The 15,581-nt window shown below is 70.2% G+C and carries 15 protein-coding genes; 10 read left to right on the top strand and 5 right to left on the bottom strand.

All coding sequences use genetic code 11. From position 1 onward, the window contains the following. On the bottom strand, positions 1 to 456 hold the full coding sequence (locus V8J38_RS00710; RefSeq protein ID WP_291780673.1) for an OmpA family protein: 456 nt from the start codon (positions 454 to 456) through the stop codon (positions 1 to 3). A 126-nt stretch (positions 457 to 582) separates the two neighbouring features. Further along, complete coding sequence (locus V8J38_RS00705; protein WP_338577398.1) at positions 583 to 936, bottom strand: YMGG-like glycine zipper-containing protein; 354 nt, start codon at positions 934 to 936, stop codon at positions 583 to 585. 155 nt (positions 937 to 1,091) lie between these two features. On the opposite strand from V8J38_RS00705, the gene V8J38_RS00700 reads away from it, so the two are divergent. Then, positions 1,092 to 2,066 (top strand): diacylglycerol/lipid kinase family protein, encoded by a 975-nt coding sequence (locus tag V8J38_RS00700; RefSeq protein ID WP_338577396.1) that lies wholly within the window; start codon positions 1,092 to 1,094, stop codon positions 2,064 to 2,066. Next, the gene (locus V8J38_RS00695) at positions 2,066 to 2,854 is read left to right on the top strand and encodes a metallophosphoesterase (RefSeq protein WP_312220702.1); all 789 of its coding nucleotides are present in this window, start codon (positions 2,066 to 2,068) and stop codon (positions 2,852 to 2,854) included. The genes V8J38_RS00700 and V8J38_RS00695 overlap by 1 nt, the downstream gene beginning before the upstream one ends. Positions 2,855 to 2,923: 69 nt before the next feature. Here the strand turns inward: V8J38_RS00695 and V8J38_RS00690 are convergent, their stop codons facing one another. The 3 genes from V8J38_RS00690 to V8J38_RS00680 all read right to left on the bottom strand — a co-directional run bounded on the left by V8J38_RS00690 (position 2,924) and on the right by V8J38_RS00680 (position 3,948). Beyond that, positions 2,924 to 3,103, bottom strand: coding sequence for a DUF1328 domain-containing protein (locus V8J38_RS00690; protein WP_003166483.1), 180 nt, complete (start codon positions 3,101 to 3,103; stop codon positions 2,924 to 2,926). A gap of 102 nt (positions 3,104 to 3,205) precedes the next feature. Next, positions 3,206 to 3,604, bottom strand: coding sequence for a hypothetical protein (locus V8J38_RS00685; protein ID WP_338577389.1), 399 nt, complete (start codon positions 3,602 to 3,604; stop codon positions 3,206 to 3,208). Further along, positions 3,604 to 3,948 carry a glycine zipper domain-containing protein gene (locus V8J38_RS00680; RefSeq protein ID WP_291780689.1) on the bottom strand — a complete coding sequence of 115 codons (345 nt, stop codon included), beginning with the start codon at positions 3,946 to 3,948 and terminating at the stop codon, positions 3,604 to 3,606. The genes V8J38_RS00685 and V8J38_RS00680 overlap by 1 nt, the downstream gene beginning before the upstream one ends. Before the next feature lie 158 nt (positions 3,949 to 4,106). Between V8J38_RS00680 and V8J38_RS00675 the strand changes: the two genes are divergently transcribed. The 8 genes from V8J38_RS00675 to V8J38_RS00640 all read left to right on the top strand — a co-directional run bounded on the left by V8J38_RS00675 (position 4,107) and on the right by V8J38_RS00640 (position 15,573). After that, a complete protein-coding gene (locus tag V8J38_RS00675) occupies positions 4,107 to 4,760 on the top strand; it encodes a fumarylacetoacetate hydrolase family protein (protein ID WP_338577385.1) in 654 nt (217 codons plus the stop codon). Further along, positions 4,757 to 5,389, top strand: a complete 633-nt coding sequence (gene maiA, locus V8J38_RS00670; RefSeq protein ID WP_338577384.1) for a maleylacetoacetate isomerase — start codon at positions 4,757 to 4,759, stop codon at positions 5,387 to 5,389. Before V8J38_RS00675 ends, maiA begins: the two co-directional genes overlap by 4 nt. 69 nt (positions 5,390 to 5,458) lie before the next feature. Continuing rightward, a complete protein-coding gene (locus V8J38_RS00665) occupies positions 5,459 to 6,358 on the top strand; it encodes an aldo/keto reductase (protein WP_338577382.1) in 900 nt (299 codons plus the stop codon). A gap of 95 nt (positions 6,359 to 6,453) precedes the next feature. Then, positions 6,454 to 9,147: a DNA mismatch repair protein MutS gene (gene mutS / locus V8J38_RS00660; protein WP_338577380.1), complete on the top strand. Its 2,694-nt coding sequence runs from the start codon at positions 6,454 to 6,456 to the stop codon at positions 9,145 to 9,147. 53 nt (positions 9,148 to 9,200) lie between these two features. Further along, complete coding sequence (gene glnD, locus V8J38_RS00655; protein WP_338577378.1) at positions 9,201 to 11,903, top strand: [protein-PII] uridylyltransferase; 2,703 nt, start codon at positions 9,201 to 9,203, stop codon at positions 11,901 to 11,903. Between the two features lie 30 nt (positions 11,904 to 11,933). Then, the gene (gene murJ / locus V8J38_RS00650) at positions 11,934 to 13,631 is read left to right on the top strand and encodes a murein biosynthesis integral membrane protein MurJ (RefSeq protein ID WP_291780706.1); all 1,698 of its coding nucleotides are present in this window, start codon (positions 11,934 to 11,936) and stop codon (positions 13,629 to 13,631) included. A gap of 173 nt (positions 13,632 to 13,804) precedes the next feature. Further along, complete coding sequence (trpS, locus tag V8J38_RS00645) at positions 13,805 to 14,842, top strand: tryptophan--tRNA ligase (RefSeq protein WP_338577377.1); 1,038 nt, start codon at positions 13,805 to 13,807, stop codon at positions 14,840 to 14,842. A gap of 5 nt (positions 14,843 to 14,847) precedes the next feature. After that, the gene (locus V8J38_RS00640) at positions 14,848 to 15,573 is read left to right on the top strand and encodes a GNAT family N-acetyltransferase (RefSeq protein ID WP_338577375.1); all 726 of its coding nucleotides are present in this window, start codon (positions 14,848 to 14,850) and stop codon (positions 15,571 to 15,573) included. Positions 15,574 to 15,581: the final 8 nt, after the last annotated feature.

Below are 15,581 nucleotides of genomic sequence, written 5' to 3'. Positions count from 1 at the left end.
TCAGCGCGGGGCGGCGACCTCGATCAGCACCTCGGTGCGGCGACGCAGAGGGTCGTTGACGCCGCCGACGAGCGCGCCCTCGGCGCCGGCCGCTTCGATGTCGAACGCCGGGGCGGGCAGGCCGGCGCCCGCCAGCGCTTCGGCGACGGCGCGGGCCCGTTGTTCGGAAATGGTCAGGTTGGCGGCGGCCGTGCCGCTGCGGGCGTCGGCCAGGCCGGTGACCTTGACGTGCTTGATCTGGCAGCCCTGAAGCTGGGTCGCGGTCATGCCGATGGCCTGGCGGGCGGCGTCGGTCAGGGTGGCGCGGTCGGGCGTGAAATAGACTTCGAACCGCTTGTCGGCGCAGGCGGCCGGGTCGCTGACCAGGTCGCTGCGCTTCTTGTAGCCGCCGGTGGCGGCGCACCCGGCTACGGTCAGGCCGGCGGTCAGCAGAACGACAGCGGAAATGAGCTTCATGTCAGGCCCCTCGCGCGCGCCGTGCGGCTCGCGCGCCCTCCAGCAAAAAGGGCGACCCGCGCCATGCGGATCGCCCTTTCAGATTGTCCCGAAAACGCTTCGGGCGCCAGAGGCTAGACGCCGGGATCAGTAACGGCGTTGGCCGTTCTCCCAGTAGCACTCGGTCTGGCGGTTATCGTAGCAGTAGTAGTAGCGCCCCTGGTTGTCGCGGTAGCGCTGCTGGTTGTTGCGGTCCTGGTTCGAGCCGCGGATGGCGCCGGCCGCACCGCCCGCCAGGGCGCCGATGGCCGCGCCCGTGGCTGCGTTGCCGCCGCCGACGTTGTTGCCGATGATGGCGCCGGCCACGGCGCCCAGGCCCGCGCCGACGGCGCCTTGACGGACGGTTTCGTTCGAGCCGTAGCCGCCGCCGTAGTACGGGTCGCTGGCGCAGGCGGTCACCAGAAGTCCGGCGCCGGCGATGGCGATGATCGCCTTGTTCATGGTTCTGTCCTTCATCCCTTAGGGGGCACCCCTGAAGCTTCGATAACGCAGCCCGAAGAGGGCGGTTCCGAGGCAAAACGCTCGAAGCTTCACTTTAAATTCCAGTGCGTGGCCGCGAGCGCGGAACTGGCCGACCGCGCAGACGTTCGCCGCCCATGACAGCCGACACGCAGAACGACGCTCCGAATTTCCTGAGCCTCCTGGACCCCGCCGCCGCCTCTCAGGGTGAGACGCCGCGACCGTTAACGGAGGCGGTCCGACTGGAACGGGTCATCATCCTGGTCAATCCGCTGTCGGGCGGCGTGGGGGCGCAGGCGGCCGACGAGGCCGCCGCCCTTCTGGCCGTCTATCCGCTTCAGGCCGAAGTGGTCGTGCTGGAGGGGGCGCGGATCCCGGACCAGATCGGCGAGGCGCTGGCGGCGCGTCCGGACGTCCTGTTCATCCTGGCGGGCGACGGGACGGCGCGATCGGTGGCCGCCCGCGCCGGGTCCGACGGGCCGCTGATCGCACCCCTGCCCGGCGGCACCATGAACATGCTGCCCAAGGCGCTTTACGGCACGGGGGATTGGAAGAAGGCGCTGCGCCTCGCGCTGGAGGAGGGCGCCCCCCTGGCCGTGGCCGGCGGCGAGGTCGAGGGCGAGGCCTTCTACTGCGCGGCCATCCTGGGCTCGCCCGCCCTGTGGGCTCCGGCGCGCGAGGCCATCCGCGAAGGCAAGCTGAAGATGGCCTGGACCTACGCCCGCCGCGCGCTGAAGAAGGCCTTTTCCGGTCGGGTGCGCTATGCGCTGGACGGTAGCGAGCGGGAGAAGGCTGAGGCCCTGGTGCTGATCAGCCCGTTGATCTCCAAGGCGATGGACAAGTGCGACGGGCTGGAGGCGGCGGCCATGAACACCGCCGACGCGGCCCAGGCCTTCCGCCTCGCCGCGCACGCCTTGTTCGACGACTGGCGCCAGGATCCGACCGTCACCACCCGAGGCGCTCGCAGGATCGAGGTGGAGGCCCGGTCGCGCATTCCCGCCGTGATCGACGGCGAGCCGATGCTGCTGGGCCGCGAGGCGGCGGTGCGGTTTCTGCCGCGCGCCTTCATGGCCCTGGCGCCCAAGCCTCCGGCCGGCGAGGACAGCGTCTAGTGGGTCTGGTCCTCCAGTTTTCGGACGTTCATTTCGGATGCGAGCATGAACATGCGGTGGCCGCCGCAGCCGACTACGCCCACGCCGCCGGGGCCGACCTGATCCTGATCACCGGCGACATCACCCAGAGAGGCTATCCGCGCGAATTTGCGGCGGCCGGCGACTGGATCCGCGCCCTGCCCGAGCCGGTCTTCGTCACCGTGGGCAATCATGACGTGCCCTATTGGGACGTGATGGCGCGGCTGTTCTGGCCGTGGCGGGCCTTCGAACAGGCGACCGGCCATCCGGCCCATGATCACGAGTTCCGCCACGACGCCCTGATGGTGCGGGGCGTCACGACGGCGCGCGGCTGGCAGGCCCGTCCCAACTGGTCCAAGGGCGTCATTGACCTGGATCAGACGCGCCGCGCGGCGGAGGCTCTGCGTCAGGCGCCCGACGGCGCGCTTCGCATACTGGCCTGCCACCATCCCCTGGTCGAGATGATCGGCGCGCCCATGACGGGCGAGGTCAAGCGCGGCGAGCGCGCGGCGCGCATCTTCGCCGAGGCGGGCGTCGACTTGGTCGTCACCGGTCATGTCCATGTGCCCTTCGCCCTGCCGATCGGGGTCGGAGACGAATGCTCCTATGCCGTCGGCTGCGGAACCCTGTCGCATCGCGAGCGGGGGGCGCCCCCAAGCTTCAACCGCATCGAATGGGACGCCGAGACGGTGACGGTGTCGGCCGTGGCCTGGGACGGACATCGGTTCGCCGATCACCAGACCTGGCGGCTGCCGCGTCGCCGCGCCTGAGGGTTTCAGACCATGAAAAAGGGCCGCGACGGCTTGGTCGCGGCCCTGATTTCAATGCGTCCGGCTCGGCTAGATGCGCGGCCCGCCGCGCCCTCTCAGGCCGCCCACCAGCAGGGAGACGACGAACAGGATGACGGCGATGATGGCGATGAATTTGGCGATCTCAAACGACATGCCCGAGATGCCGCCGAAGCCGAGAACGGCCGCGACCAAGGCTATGATAAAGAAAATGATGGCCCAGCGAAGCATAGGCGATACCCTCCGTAAGGTGTTGACAGGAGCGGGCTTTCGACCCCTCCCGTCGACAACGCCGCTTGCCTGAACCAACGCGTCGGAGACTTGGCCGTTCCTTTAGCGCCGACGGCGTCCTCTGCTTTTTTCAGTAAAGGCGGCCGCGACCATGGTGGCCAGGGCCGGATTGCGCAGGAAGATGAAGCCGCCGGCCAGAGCCGCTGCGGCGCCCAGGATCGGACGCTGCTGGAACAGGTGCAGGGCGCGGGCGCCCAGGCCTTCCGGCTCCTCGTCTTCTTCATCCTCATCGTCGCCGCGCGCGCGGCGCGCGAAGACCAGGGCGACGACGGCCGCGATCAGGGCGAACAACAGGGCGGTCAGGGCGGCCGCGATCACGGGCGGCACGACCAGCAGCAGCAGGTAATAGACCGTCGCCCCCAGGGCGACCATGGCCACGAAGGCCGCGCCGGCGGCGACGAAGGTCGCCACCGCGCGGTTGATGAGCCCCCGCCCGAGCATCAGCGCCGACGCCCGGCCAGCAGCAGACCCAGGACGACGCCGACGCCGAGTGCAATGGCGGTCGACTGGATCGGGCGTTCCTGCACCCGCTCGACGACATAGCGCTGCGCCTCGTCGAATTTCTCGGCGGCGTCATCGTAATATTCACGGCCGCGCACCTTGGCGGTGTCGTAATAGCCGCGCGCCTTCTCGCGCAGTTCGTCGCCCTGTTCGCGCAGGCGGGCTTCGGCCTCGGAGGCCTTTTCCTTCAGACGCTGGGTTTCCTCGCGGGCGCCGGCCTTGAGGTCCTCCTTCAGGGTCTTGAGGTCGTTCTTGATGTCTTCACGAGCCTTGGACGTGGCCATGATGCGCGCTCCGCTCCTTGTGTAAGCTTGACGATTAAATAGAGAAGCCCTGTCCGAAACGCCACACCGACGATCAAGGTTCCTGCAATGCAGCATGGGGCGCCGTGCGGCGAAAATCCGATCTGGCGCGCCGTTCACGGCGCTTCTAGAACAGCGTCATGACCCAATGGCTGTTCCCGCCCGCCCAGACGCCGTCCCTGTCGATCGACGGAGATTCTCGCCGTCTGCCTGTGCGCCGCATCCTGTGCGTGGGCCAGAATTACGCCGCCCATGCCCGGGAGATGGGCGCCGATCCCGACAAGCCCGCGCCCTTCTTCTTCGCCAAGCCGGCCGACGCCCTGGTCGTCGATGGGAGCGACCCGGCCTATCCCTCGGCGACGCAGAACCTGCATTACGAGGTCGAACTGGTCGTAGCCCTGGGCGCAGACGCCAGGCCGGTCGGCTGGGCCGTCGGCGTCGATCTGACGCGGCGCGATCTTCAGGCCGAGGCGAAGGCCAAGGGCCGGCCGTGGGAGGCCGGCAAGGCGTTCGATCAGTCCGCGCCCTGCGGCGCGCTCAGTCTGACGCCGCCCGCCGCCGGCGCCGCCATCGAGCTGAGCGTCAACGGGGACGTCCGCCAGTCGGGCCGCTTGTCGGACATGATCTGGGACGTCGACGGCGTCCTGTCCAAGGCGGCGGAGCTGTGGGCGCTCCAGCCCGGCGACCTGATCTTCACCGGCACGCCCGAGGGCGTCGGCCCGCTGAATCCCGGCGATCGGGTCGAGGCGGTCATCGCGGGCCTGCCGCCGCTCAGCTTCACGGTGCGCTCATGATCCTGCACGGCTACTGGCGCTCGGGCACCAGCTATCGCACCCGCATCGCCCTCAATCTGAAGGGGGTCGAGTATCGACAGGCGGCGCTGGACCTGCGCACGGGCGCCCAGAAATCCGGAGCCTACCTCCGGCTCAATTTGCAGGGCCTGGTCCCGGCGCTGGAGACGGACGACGGCGTGGTGCTGACCCAGAGCCCCGCCATTCTGGAGTGGCTGGAGGAGACCCGTCCCGAGCCGCCCCTGCTGCCGCGCGACGCGGCGGGCCGCGCCCAGGTGCGGGCCATGGCGGCGCTGATCGGCTGCGACATCCATCCGCTCAACAATCTGCGGGTGCTGAAGGCCGTGCGCGGTCTGGGCGCCGATCAGGCGGGCGTCGACGCCTGGGCCGGTCAATGGATCATCGACGGCTTCACGGCGCTGGAGGCTCTGGTCGTACGTCACGGCGAGGGCTGGTGCTTCGGCGCGACGCCGACCCTGGCGGACTGTTACCTGATGCCGCAGCTCTATTCGGCGCGGCGGTTCAACGTCGATCTGGCGGCCTTCCCGCGCCTGCTGGAGATCGAGGCGCGGGCAGAGGCTCACCCGGCCTTCATTGCCGCCGTGCCGGAAAACCAGCCGGATGCGGATTAAGCGTCTTCGTTCACCAACGACCTTGATTTCGGTCAATCTCCCTTAAGCTTTGACGGCGAAAGTGGCGGCGTGAGATTCGCCGTTCCGCCCTCTCCGGCCGACAAACTCGCCATCGCCCTGGTGGTCGAGCCTGATCGGTCCCGTCCGCTGCCGCCCGGCCAGCGGGAGGAGGCGACGCGTCACCTGCTGCAGACTGCGGGCGACGCCGGGGTCGGTCTGGTCGCCACCCGGCCTGAGGGCGACGTCGAGCGGATGCTGGGTCAGGCCTGGCCCTTCCCTTCGCCCTTCCGGGTCACCGTCCGCACCGTGCCCCTGGCCGACGGTCTGGACCGGGTCGAGGCGCGCGCCCGCCGCTCGCTGGAGCGCATGGGCCTGCCGCGCGGCGACGCCGTCCTGGTGCAGAACGCCGCCGATCTGGCGGGCGCCGAGGGCCGCGCCCTGTGGGATCGCCTCCAGGCGCTGAAGGATCGCGGGATTTTCCGCAAGGTCGGCTTCATCGCCACGGTCGAGGACGGCCCCGGCCTGCTGGCCCGCCGGTTCCAGCCGGACGTGGTGCAACTGACCTGCAATATCCTGGATCAGCGCGCGGCGCGCGCGGGCGTCATCGCTGATCTGGCGAGCGAGGGCGTCGAGGTTCATCTGGCCTCGGTCTTCGCCCAGGGGCTGCTGTTCGCCAACCGCGACAGCCTGCCGCCCGAACTGGCGGCCCACGGCATGGCCCTGTCGCGCACGCGTCGCCGTCTGGCCGAGGCGCGCGTCGATCCGATGCAGGCGGCCCTGGCCTACGCCCTGACCCTGCCGGGCGTCGCTTCGGTCATCGCCAGCGTGGCGTCATCAGCAGAACTGCGCGCCATCATCGCCGCCTCCCACGCCCCGCGCCCCGACATCGACTGGGACGCCTTGGCGCTGGACGAGACGCCCGCCGCCCTGGCCTCGCGCCCGCGCCTGCGGCTGGTCAGCGCGGCCTGATCCACAAAGCTGTCCACAGGTCGCCTTTCGCCTGTGCATGAGGAACGCCGCCCGCGCTTGAGGCCGCCGTCCCGATCCGCCACCCTGCGGGCCAGATGAACGCGCCGCTTTCCCACCCGCCCAAAACCGATCTCAAGCCGGACGCCGGAACCACGCCGGTCATGGCCCAGTATCTGTCGGTCAAGGCCGGCCAGCCGGACGCCATGCTGTTCTTCCGCATGGGCGACTTCTACGAACTGTTCTTCGAGGACGCCCAGAAGGCGGCGGCGGCGCTGGGCATCGCCCTGACCAAGCGGGGCAAGCATCAGGGCGAAGACATCCCCATGGCCGGGGTGCCGGTCCACGCTATGGACGGCTATCTGGCGCGGCTGATCCGTCAGGGCTTCAAGGTCGCCGTCTGCGAACAGCTGGAAGACCCGGCCGAGGCCAAGAAGCGCGGCTCCAAGGCCGTGGTTCACCGCGACATCGTGCGGGTGGTGACGCCCGGCACCCTGACCGAGGACACGCTGCTGGACGCGCGCGGCGCCAACCGGCTGGCGGCCGTGGCGATCCGTAAAGGACGGGCCGCCGTGGCGGTGGTCGAACTGTCGGCGGGCGTGGTGGATTCGGTCGCCTGCGACCTGTCTGATCTGGGCGCGGCGCTGGCGGCGTTCCGTCCGTCCGAAGTGCTGGTCCCCGACCGCCTGTTCTCGGACGAGACGATGAAGGGGGCGCTGGACGGCTCGGGCGGCGTGGTTCAGGCCATGCCCCAGGCCCTGGCCGAGCCGGTCGGGGCGAAAGATCGGGTGCAGCGGCTTTACGGGGTCTCGGCGCTGGACGGTTTCGGCGCCTTTGAGGAGGCCGAGATTTCCGCTCTGGGCCTGATCGCCGCCTATCTGGAGACGACGCAGGCGGGCAAGATCCCCGCCCTGACCCCGCCGCGCCGTTCGGGCGAGAGCGGCTTTCTGGCCATCGACCCGGCGACGCGTCTGAGCCTCGAAATCGACCGCACCCAGCGGGGCGAGCGCGACGGCTCCCTGCTGCACGCCATCGACCGCACCGTGACCTCGGGCGGGGCGCGGGCGCTGGCCGAACGCGTCTCGCGACCCTTACGCGATCAGGCGGCGATCAACGCCGGTCTGGACGCCGTGGAGTGGCTGCTGGAGCGGCGTGATCTGCGCCGCGACCTGCGCGACGCCTTGCGCGCCTCGGCCGATGTGGCGCGGGCGACCTCGCGTCTGGCGCTGGGGCGCGGCGGGCCGCGCGATCTGGCGGCGATCCGTTCGGGCTTGAAGACGGCAGAGGGTCTGAGCGCCCTGTTCGCCGCCTCGGCCAATGATCCGCTGGCCGGGCCGCCCGCGCGGGTGACGGCCTGCCTCGACCAACTGGCGCTTGAGGGCGACCTGTCGCACCTGCTGGCCGAACTGACCGACGGCCTGATGGACGAGCCGCCGCATCTGGCGCGCGACGGCGGCTATGTGAACCCCGGCCACCGGCCCGAACTGGACGCCGCCCGCACCCTGCGCGACGACAGCCGCAAGGTCATCGCCGAGCTGGAGGCCAAGGCCGTCGCCGACAGCGGCGTCGCCTTCAAGGTCCGCCACAACGCCGTCCTCGGCTACTTCCTCGAAACGAGCGCCAAGGCGGCCGAGCCCCTGCTGCGGGCGGGACCGGACAGCCCCTTCATCCACCGCCAGACCCTGGCCAATCAGGTGCGCTTCACCACCGTCGAACTGTCGGAGCTGGACGCCAAGATCAGCCAGGCCGGGCACCGCGCTCTCGCCATCGAGGCCGAGACCTTCGAGGGCTGGCGGCGCGAAGTGGCGCGTCTGGCCGGACCGCTGCAGGGCGTGGCCGAGGCGCTGGCCGAACTGGACGCCCACGCGGCCTTGGCCGAATGGGCCGAAGAGGTCGGGGCCGTGCGGCCGGTCGTAGACGACAGCCTCTGTTTCGCCGTCGAGGCGGGCCGCCATCCGGTGGTCGAGGCTGCGGTGAAGGCGCAAGGCCTGCCCTACACCCCCAACAACTGCCAACTGGCGGGCGACGGCGTGGGGGCCTCGCGCCTGTCCATCGTCACCGGCCCGAACATGGCGGGTAAGTCGACCTTCCTGCGCCAGAACGCGCTTCTGGTGGTGCTGGCGCAGGCGGGGGCCTTCGTCCCGGCGCGGTCGATGCGGCTGGGCGTCGTCGACCGCCTGTTCAGTCGCGTCGGCGCGGGCGACGATCTGGCGCGCGGCCGCTCCACCTTCATGATGGAGATGGTCGAAACCGCCGCCATTCTGACCCAGGCGACCGGGCGCAGCTTCGTCGTTCTGGACGAGATCGGGCGCGGCACCGCCACCTATGACGGCCTGGCCATCGCCTGGGCCACGGCCGAGGCCCTGCACGAAACCAACCGCGCCCGGACCCTGTTCGCCACCCACTATCATGAGCTGGCCCAGCTCGAGGAACGGCTCGACCACGTCTGCAACCTGTCGATGAAGGCGCGCGAGTGGAACGGCGAACTGGTCTTCCTGCACGAGGCGGCGCCCGGCGCGGCGGATCGGTCCTATGGCGTGCAGGTGGCGCGTCTGGCCGGAGTGCCGACGGCGGTCGTCGGCCGCGCCCGCGAGGTGCTGGAGCGGCTGGAGAATGAGAAGGCTGCGACTGCGCGTCTGGACGACCTGCCGCTGTTCGCGGCGGCTGAACCGCCCCCGCCGCCGATGAAGTCCATGCTGGACGAAGCCGTCGCCGCCATCGATCCTGACGAACTGACCCCGCGCGAGGCGCTGGAGGCGCTCTATCGGCTGAAGGGGATGGCGAAGGGCTAACCCCCGCTCATCCCGGCGCTCGCCGGGGATGAGCGGGAAGAAAAGGGCGTGCTATGCTCGCCGTCGTGACCGCACCGCCTCCGCTCCCGTCCGCCGTTCTTGAGGCCGCCTCGACGCCGGACCCGCGCGCCGCTGTCACCGCCGCCTTGCGCGAAAGCTTCGACGCCGACCGCGCCCGCGCCGCACGCCGGGCTGAGAGCGCCACCGACGGGGCCGAGGCCGCGCGTCTCTACGCCGAGGCCGCGGACGCCCTGCTGATCACCCTGTGGAGGTTCGCGACCGAACAGGTGCATCCGGCTCCGGACGAGAGGCTGACCCTGCTGGCGGTCGGCGGTTATGGGCGCGGGGTGCTGGCGCCCTTCTCGGACCTCGACCTGTTGTTCCTGCGGCCGGGACAGGCGATCAGCCCGCGCGCACAGGCGGTGGTCGAGTTCGTCCATTACGTCCTGTGGGATCTAGGGCTGAAGGTCGGTTCGGCCTTTCGCTCCATCGGCGAGACGCTGGCGTTGGCGCGCGACGACATGACCGTGCGCACCACCTTGCTGGAGGCGCGGGTCCTGGCGGGGGACGTCGGGCTCGGCGAGGGCCTGCTGAAGCGGTTCCGCAGCGCGGTCAGCCGCGCTGATCCGCGCCCTTTCATCGCCGCCAAGATGGCTGAGCGCGACGTGCGGCTGCAGAAGACCGGCGCGGTCCGCTACCGCGTCGAGCCCAACATCAAGGACGGCAAGGGCGGGCTTCGCGACCTCAACACCCTGTTCTGGATCGCTCGCTCCCTGGCGCCGGACAGCGACCGGGGACAGGCGGCGCTCGAGGGCCTGCTGACCGCGCGCGAGATGCGCAGCTTCCGCGAGGCGATCGGCTTCCTGTGGCGGGTCCGCATCCTGCTGCACCTCAGCGCCGGTCGGGCGGAGGAGAAGCTGACCTTTGACTTCCAGCCCGAGATCGCCCGGCGCATGGGCTGGCGCGGGCGCGGCGATGAACTGGCGGTCGAGCGTTTCATGCGTCGCTATTTTCAGGTGGCGCGCGAGGTCGGCGCCCTGACCCGCGCCGTCTCGGCCCAGCTGGAGGCCCGCCAGCAGAAGAAGGCCGAAGGGCTGGCGCGCGGCCTGTCGCGGCTGATCCGGCGCCGCCGGGTCAAGCTGGCCTTCGACGGTCTGGCGGTGGAGGAGGGACGGCTGACCGTCACGGGGGCCAATGTCTTCGCCCGCGATCCGGTGCGGCTGCTGCTGCTGTTCGTCGAGGCGGATCGGCTGGATCTGGACCTGCACCCCGACGCCTTCGCCGCCGTGATCCGCTCGCTGACGCTGGTGACGCCCGCCCTGCGGCGCGATCCGCGCGCGGCCGAGGCGTTCCTGAAGGTGCTGGCGCATGGCGCGCGCCCCTATCGCGTCCTGTCGATCATGAATGAGACGGGCTTCCTCGGCCGTTTCCTGCCTGAATGGGGGCGGATCGTCGGCCAGACCCAGTTCAACATGTATCACGCCTATACGGTGGACGAGCACACCCTGCAGGCGGTCGGGATCATCAACGACATCGCGCGCGGCAAGCTGGAGGGGGACCATCCGGCCTCGACGGGCGTCATCCACCGTATCGCCGACATCGAAGCCCTGATGCTGGCCATGCTGCTGCACGACGTGGGCAAGGGCGGCGACCGGGGCCAGTTGGAAGACGGCGCCATCGCCGCGCGCCGGGCCTGCGAACGGCTGGGCGTCGATCCGCGCCGGATCGAGCTGGTCGTCTGGCTGGTGCGCCATCACCTGCTGATGAGCGACTACGCCCAGAAGCGCGACGTGTCCGACCCCTCGACCGTGCGCGCCTTCGCCGAGGCCGTGGGCGACCCGGAGCGCTTAAGGATGCTGATGGTGCTGACCGTGGCCGACATCCGCGCCGTGGGGCCGGGCGTGTGGAACGGCTGGAAGGGGCAGCTGATGCGCGCCCTGTTCGAGGCGACCGAGGCCCTGTTCCGGGGCGACGCTGTGACGCGCGAAGACCCCCTGGCCGATCACCCGGCGTTGGTCGAGCGAGCGCGACGCGAAGGGGCGGCGGTCGAGGCCCTGCCCGCCGAGGGGCCGCTGGAATCGACCGCCCGCGTGGCCGTGGCGGCGCGCGACCGTCCCGGCCTGTTCGCCGATCTGGCGGCGACGCTGTCGATGGCGGGCGCCGATGTGGTGGGCGCGCGGCTGGCTACGGCTGACGACGGCATGGCGCTGGACGTGTTCGAGATTCAGGATGGAGCGGGCGAGCCCTATGGCGGGCGCGAGCCGCGCCGACTGGCCATTCTGGTCAAGGCGATGGAGCGGGCGGTGCTGAAGGGCGCCCGGACCTCGGCTCTGGAGGCGCCGCGCGTCAGCGCCCGCCGCGCCGTGTTCGAGGTGCGGCCCGTGGTGCGGATCGACGCCGATACGGGGACCAGCGCCGTGGTGATCGAGGTGTCGGGCGCCGACCGGCCGGGCCTGCTGGCCGATCTGGCGCGGACGATTTCGGCGCATGGCTATTCCACCCGCTCGGCCCATGTCGCCAGCTTCGGTGAGCGGGCGGTGGACGGCTTCTACATCACCGACGCCGACGGCCGGAAACCGAAGAGCAAGTCGAAGCTGGAGGCGCTAAAGGCCGACCTGCTGGAGGTGCTGGACCGTGCGCCTCAGGGTCCGGCGGGGCGGCGCATCATCCCGGTGCGCGCCAGCGTGCGCGATGTGTCGGATCTGGAAGGCGCGCTGGGCCGCTCGCCCGTATCCAGCGGCCCGCAGGCGCGCTAAGGCGTTTCGGGACCGAGCGCAGGAACAGCCGTGAACGACAAGACCGATCCTATCGAACCGTCCGCGCCGATCTCGGCCGCTAACGCTACGGTCGAGCCGGTGGTCCAGCCGCCCGCCTCCGCCGCAACGGGCAAGGCGAAATCGGGGGGGGTGGCGCGATCCTCGGCCATCTTCAGCGCCATGACCCTGCTCAGCCGTCTGGCCGGGTTCGCGCGCGATCTGGTCATCACGGCGGCGCTGGGCGCCTCGGCGGGACCGGCGGCGGACGCCTATTACACGGCGCTGAACTTCCCCAATCTGTTCCGGCGCATCTTCGCCGAAGGCGCCTTCGCCGCCGCCTTCGTGCCCGCTTACGCCAAGACGCTGAAAAGCGAAGGCGAGGCGGCGGCCGACAAGGTCGCGACCGACGCCCTGGCCGCCGTGGCCGCCGTCACCGTGGCCCTGACCCTCGTCGCCCAACTGGCCATGCCGTGGCTGATGACCGTCATCAACATCGGCTTCCTGGACGATCCGGCGCGCTTCAAGCTGGCGGTGATCCTGACCCAGATCACCATGCCCTATCTGCCCTGTATGGCGATCGCCTCCCTGCTCAGCGGCGTGCTGAACGCGAGGGGGCGCTTCATCGTCTCCGGCGCCTATCCGATCCTGTTGAACCTGATCATGCTGGCCGCCGTCATCCCGGTGAAGGGCGACCAGATCGAGGCCGCCTACGCCGCCTCCTGGGCCGTGCTGGTCGCGGGCGTGGCCCAGGCGGGCCTGTGCTGGTGGGCGGCGCGCAAGGCGGGGGCGAACATCCGCCTCAGCCTGCCAAGGATGACCCCGGCGGTGAAGGCCATCATCATCACCGCCATCCCGGCCGCCATCGGCAACAGCGCGACCCAGATCAACGTTTTCATCTCCGGCAACCTGTCCAGCTTCGTCGACGGCGGCCGCACCTGGCTGGCGACGGCGGACCGGCTGTATCAACTGCCGCTGGGCCTGGTCGGGGTGGCGATCGGCATCGCCCTTCTGCCCAAGCTGTCGTCGGCTGTGGCGTCCGAGGACAAGGGTCAGCAGCAGGCCTCGATGGACGAGGCGCTGATCCTGTCCATGGCCCTGACCCTGCCGGCGGCGGCGGCCTTGATGGCCATGCCCTACTTCCTGATCGACGCCCTGTTCACGCGCGGCGCCTTCCTGCAGGTGGACGCCGTCAACACGGCCCAGGCCCTGCTGCATTTCGGCTGGGGCGTGCCCGCCTTCGTCCTGATCCGCATCCTGGCGCCCGCCTTCTTTGCGCGGGGCGATACGCGCCGGCCGATGGTGTTCGCCCTGGTCTCCGTGGCGGTGAACGCGGTGCTGGCCATCGGCCTGTTCAACCTCGGCATGGGGGTGTCGGGCATCGCGGCGGCGGTGAGCGCCTCGGCCTGGACCAATGTGCTGCTTCTGGGCGCGACCCTGTGGCGGCGCGATCACTACCGGCCGAGCCCGCGCGCGGTCTGGCGCCTTGGCCGTATCGCCCTGGCCAGCGCGGGCCTGGCAATGGTGGTCGGCGTCGCGTCGTGGGCGCGGCCGATGCTGCAGGCGCCGGTCGCGGACGTTCTGGCCCTGGCGGGTTCGACCCACGGCGCCAAGGAGATCACCCTGTTGCTGGTCGTGGCCTCGGGCGGTCTGGCCTATGTCGTCCTGGCCTTCCTGACCCGGGCCGTGACCGTGGCTGAGGTCAAGGGCCTGGTCCGGCGGGCGCGGTGAGCTTGCCCTTCGCGCTGCGAACCGATAAGCGCGAGGGCATGGCGCTTTCGGGACGATTTCTCGCTCATGGACGATGGCGCGGCTGACCCGCCGCTCCGCGCTTCCGCACGTCCCCCTTTCGCACGCGAAAACGTGCGCCGACACTCGTCTTTCGATTTCCGAGATCCGCTATCATGACTGACCAGACTCCGGCTCAATACACCGGTCCGCGCCGCATCCTGTCCGGCATCCAGGCTTCCGGCGCCCTGCACCTGGGCAACTACCTGGGCGCGCTGAAGCGCTTCACCGAACTGCAGGAGACGGGCGCGCCCCTGTTCGTCTTCGTCGCCGACATGCACGCCATCACCGTCTGGCAGGAGCCGGAGAAGCTGGCCGCCCAGACGCGCGAGATCGCGGCGGCCTATCTGGCCTCGGGCCTCGACCCGGCCAAGGCGGTCATCTTTCCGCAGTCGGCCGTGCCCGCCCACGCCGAACTGGCCTGGATCTTCAACTGCGTCGGCCGTCTGGGCTGGCTGGACCGGATGACCCAGTTCAAGGAGAAGTCGGGGAAGCACAAGGAACGCTCCAGCGTGGGTCTGTATACCTATCCGGTGCTGCAGGCGGCGGACATCCTGCTCTACAAGGCGACCGAGGTGCCGGTCGGCGAGGACCAGAAGCAGCACCTGGAGCTGACCCGCGACATCGCCCAGAAGTTCAACAACGACTTCGGTACGCCGGGCTACTTCCCCCTGCCCGAGCCTCTGATCCAGGGCCCGGCGACACGGGTCATGTCTCTGCGCGACGGCGCGGCCAAGATGTCCAAGTCCGATCCGTCGGACCTGTCGCGCATCAATCTGACCGACGACGCCGACGCCATCGCCAACAAGATCAAGAAGGCCAAGACCGATCCCGAGCCGTTGCCGGAGACGGTCGAGGGTCTGGAAGGCCGCGCAGAGGCCAAGAACCTGGTCGCCATCTACGCCGCCCTGGCCGACACCACGCGCGAGGCCGTCCTGGCCGAGTTCGCGGGTCAGGGTTTCGGCGCCTTCAAGCCGAAGCTGGCTGAACTGGCTGTGTCCTCGATGGCGAACGTCACCGCCGAGATGCGCCGCCTGATGAACGACCCGGCCGAGATCGACCGCGCCCTGGCCGCCGGCGCCGAAAAGGCCCGTGAAGTCGCCGAGCCGACCATCGCCGAGGTCAAGAAGATCGTCGGCTTCTGGCAGGGTTGAGCCGAATGGCGCACCCGCTGGATCGTCCGATCTGGAACGCCCTGACGTCCGCGCGTCAGGCGTCCCTGGCCGTGGGAGCGGGCGGGGCGCTGCGGCTGGCGCCGGGTTACGGCGTCTTCGTCGCCAGCGTCGATCAGTCGCCGGAAAGCCTGGCGGCCGTCGCGGCGCTGGAGCAGCCCGAGGGGCTGCTGGCCACGGTCGAGGCGGAGCGCACGCCCGTCCCGCCTGGCCTGACGGTGCTGAAGGAGGCGGTGCTGACGCAGATGGTTCTGGTCGATCTGGCTCCGGCCAAGGCGCGCGACATCGCTGTCGAGCCCCTGACCGAGGCCGACGCGCCCGCCATGCTGGCTCTGGCGACCCTGACCGAGCCGGGGCCCTTCTTCGACAAGACGCACCGACTGGGCGACTTCTTCGGGGTCAAGCAGGACGGGCGGCTGTTGGCCATGGCGGGTGAACGGCTGAAGCCGGACGGCTTCACCGAGGTCTCGGGCGTGTGCGCCCATCCCGACGCGCGCGGGCGGGGCTACGCCGGGGCGTTGATGCGGGCGGTGATCGAGCGCATCCTGGCGCGCGGCGAGACGGCCTTCCTGCATTCCTATGCGGACAACGCCGGGGCCATCGCCCTGTATCATTCGCTGGGCTTCGCCATCCGGGCGCAGATGCAGATGCGGATGCTGACCCAAGGCGATCAGGCCAAGGGCGATCTGGCGAAACCCGCTGAGGGCGCCTAGCTTAGCTT

The sequence above is a fragment of the Brevundimonas olei genome (assembly GCF_037055245.1).
In the GTDB taxonomy this organism is placed as follows: Bacteria; Pseudomonadota; Alphaproteobacteria; order Caulobacterales; family Caulobacteraceae; genus Brevundimonas; species Brevundimonas olei.
This window is presented reverse-complemented; position numbering and strand designations above follow the sequence as displayed.

What these genes read in the sequence shown, in the direction of transcription:
- mutS (WP_338577380.1), top strand. Translation starts at nt 6,454, where the DNA reads ATGAACGCGCCGCTTTCCCACCCGCCCAAAACCGATCTCAAGCCGGAC.
- V8J38_RS00685 (WP_338577389.1), bottom strand. Translation starts at nt 3,604, where the DNA reads ATGCTCGGGCGGGGGCTCATCAACCGCGCGGTGGCGACCTTCGTCGCC.
- maiA (WP_338577384.1), top strand. Translation starts at nt 4,757, where the DNA reads ATGATCCTGCACGGCTACTGGCGCTCGGGCACCAGCTATCGCACCCGC.
- V8J38_RS00675 (WP_338577385.1), top strand. Translation starts at nt 4,107, where the DNA reads ATGACCCAATGGCTGTTCCCGCCCGCCCAGACGCCGTCCCTGTCGATC.
- V8J38_RS00700 (WP_338577396.1), top strand. Translation starts at nt 1,092, where the DNA reads ATGACAGCCGACACGCAGAACGACGCTCCGAATTTCCTGAGCCTCCTG.
- trpS (WP_338577377.1), top strand. Translation starts at nt 13,805, where the DNA reads ATGACTGACCAGACTCCGGCTCAATACACCGGTCCGCGCCGCATCCTG.
- V8J38_RS00680 (WP_291780689.1), bottom strand. Translation starts at nt 3,948, where the DNA reads ATGGCCACGTCCAAGGCTCGTGAAGACATCAAGAACGACCTCAAGACC.
- glnD (WP_338577378.1), top strand. Translation starts at nt 9,201, where the DNA reads ATGCTCGCCGTCGTGACCGCACCGCCTCCGCTCCCGTCCGCCGTTCTT.
- V8J38_RS00705 (WP_338577398.1), bottom strand. Translation starts at nt 936, where the DNA reads ATGAACAAGGCGATCATCGCCATCGCCGGCGCCGGACTTCTGGTGACC.
- V8J38_RS00640 (WP_338577375.1), top strand. Translation starts at nt 14,848, where the DNA reads ATGGCGCACCCGCTGGATCGTCCGATCTGGAACGCCCTGACGTCCGCG.
- V8J38_RS00710 (WP_291780673.1), bottom strand. Translation starts at nt 456, where the DNA reads ATGAAGCTCATTTCCGCTGTCGTTCTGCTGACCGCCGGCCTGACCGTA.
- V8J38_RS00690 (WP_003166483.1), bottom strand. Translation starts at nt 3,103, where the DNA reads ATGCTTCGCTGGGCCATCATTTTCTTTATCATAGCCTTGGTCGCGGCC.